3 protein-coding genes are annotated in these 2,158 nt (G+C 57.4%); all 3 read right to left on the bottom strand.

From position 1 onward, the window contains the following. On the bottom strand, window positions 1-249 hold a 249-nt coding region (locus DXD77_RS10130), incomplete at its 3' end, for a cysteine-rich VLP domain-containing protein (RefSeq protein WP_304529396.1). Beyond that, window positions 246-1,712, bottom strand: a complete 1,467-nt coding sequence (gene mobQ, locus DXD77_RS10125) for a MobQ family relaxase (RefSeq protein ID WP_021631986.1) — start codon at window positions 1,710-1,712, stop codon at window positions 246-248. The genes mobQ and DXD77_RS10130, both read right to left, overlap by 4 nt. Beyond that, a complete protein-coding gene (locus tag DXD77_RS10120) occupies window positions 1,713-2,006 on the bottom strand; it encodes a DUF3847 domain-containing protein (RefSeq protein ID WP_021631985.1) in 294 nt (97 codons plus the stop codon). It abuts the gene before it with no gap. Between the last annotated feature and the right edge of the window lie 152 nt (window positions 2,007-2,158).

Below are 2,158 nucleotides of genomic sequence, written 5' to 3'. Positions count from 1 at the left end.
CGTACATGTACGGATGAATGTGGGAGGTGTTCGGATAAAGTCGATAATCAAGGACCCCTTGTCTGTTGGCAGGACGGCGGCGCGGAACCATTTACAGACCAGGGAATAGGTGATACTCTGGACGCAGACACAAGGCTCCCAGCCGTCATCAAGAGCAAGACAGTTGCCGCCGTCATAATTGCAGCAGTCATGCACCAGCCGCCGGACGGCTCGGTACTGCTGGTAGGTCAGTCGGGGAATGCCGTTCACCGCTCCACCTCCCGGCGTTTCTGCTGGGTCTGCTCCTGCTGGTGTATGGCAGCATCGGCGTTCCGCTTCACCTGTTGAAGCCGCCGCAAATCGTCTTGGATAGGCTTGTACTGCTCATACTCGGCTGTGTACTCCTGGTGAAGCCTCGCCTGTTCCTGTTCCCACGCATGAACGGGGATTTTACCAGCAGGGGAACGGTGCTTGTCCAGCTTCCGGCGGGCCATGTGGAACGTCCTCAACTCGTTCTCATGCTCCCTCTCGAATTTTTCCCGCTTGCCCTTCCACTTGATACCCTGCAACTCGTCATAGACGGGCTTGGTGTCTCGGTAGAGGTCAACAAGGCGAAGCAGTTCCTTCAATTCGTTCAGACGGTCACGCTTCGCTTTCATGGATGTGTTGATGGCCTCCGTTCGTTCACTCTGGGCGGCGATATGGGTCTCTAAATCTTCCAGCGTAGCGATGCCCCTCTCGGTCAGAAAATTGATGGCCTCGGCAAAACCTTTAAGATTTCCAATCCTGGCGTTGCGGCTCCATGCTCCGGCGTTCCGGCCCTCATAGTAGTCGGTCAGCAGGGCGGCAAGGGTCGGGGCCTGGGGCTTGCTCAATTCTTCTTTTATGGCCTTAATCCAATCCGTCAGGCCGGCGATTTTCTTCCGAATATCCCGCAGAATGTTGTTGGCCTTTTTTATCCAGCGGTTCAGATCGCCCTTGTCGGTGGGGATGCCCTTGGCCTCCATCTGGCGGACGGCCACGCCCTCATGGACGGTGGGCAGCAGGTCAAGGCCCTGACGCTCATAGGAGCGGTGGTCGATGCGGCAGGTCAGCCCCTTTTCCTCAAACTTGGCGTTCACCATAGCGGCCCACGCCTCCCGCCAATGTTCCAGTGTTTCCGGGCTTCCCCAGTCGGTAGTGGGAACAGCGTCAAAGAGGGGCTTGCCGTCCTCTCCCATAATGCGGTTCCCGTCCTCGTCCAGACGGTAGCGGCGGCGCTGCTTGCACCCCCATTTGCCGTCTGGCTCAATGGGCCGGATGGGGCAGAGAACATGAAAGTGCGGGTTAGGAATACCGCCGTCCTCCTTGTCCGGCTGGTGGATGGCAAAGTCGGCAATCATGCCCCGGCCCACAAGCTGCTCCGAAACAAATTGCCTTGCAAGAGCGATGTTTTCCTCCAATGAAAACTCGTTCTGCAAGGCAATGTCAAAGCTATATGCAAGCTGGGCTTTCTTGCCGCGCTCGGCCTTCTCCACGGCGTTCCAGAGGGTGGCGCGGTCTTGGTACTGGTTGGGGGCCTGGGGCGGCAGGAGAATGTCTGTGCAGACCACGCCGCCCTTGTGGGTGTAGTCGCTGACCTCGCCATAGTATTCGCTATACAATTTCTCCCCGGCTCGGTAGGCGGCGGACGTGACAACAGACTGTCCCGCGCTCCGTTTGACCTGGGTAACGTGGAGATGGAACAGGGCCAATTATCCGCTTTCCTGCTGGTCAGTGGCTTGGCTCACCAGGGCGGCAACTTCCGGCAGGGAAAAGACCTTTTCCATCAAAAGAAAAAAGGCCCTTTCGCTCATGCCGCGCACCTCCGGGGCGATACTCTCCACCGCTCCGCCACGGGTGATAAGTCGGTGGTTTCGCTTCTTCCTTTCGCCTTGGGTGTAGTAGCGGATGCGGTTCTCATACCGCTGGCCTCTGTGCTGGTACTGCTCCAACTTAGCGGTGGCCTCAGCATACTCTTTCTCTAATTCTTCGCGTGACTTGTCCATCGTGTTTGACCTCCTTCTTGGCAAAACAAAAGACCGTCTACCTGCTGTGTCGGGTAAACGGTCAAGGGTAACGGTATTCGGTTTTAGCCTCGCTGGAAAGGGTACCGTCAAGATTCTTTCGCAAATTGATCGAGGCGGCCTCGGCCCCGCCT

Origin of the sequence: Collinsella sp. TM09-10AT (assembly GCF_003436275.1) — a bacterium.
GTDB lineage: Bacteria > Actinomycetota > Coriobacteriia > Coriobacteriales > Coriobacteriaceae > Collinsella.
Note: the sequence above shows the minus strand (reverse complement) of the source record. Positions and strands in the feature narration are given on the sequence as shown.

Coding starts and splice junctions, on each gene's coding strand:
- DXD77_RS10120 (WP_021631985.1), bottom strand. CDS start 2,006: ATGGACAAGTCACGCGAAGAATTAGAGAAAGAGTATGCTGAGGCCACC.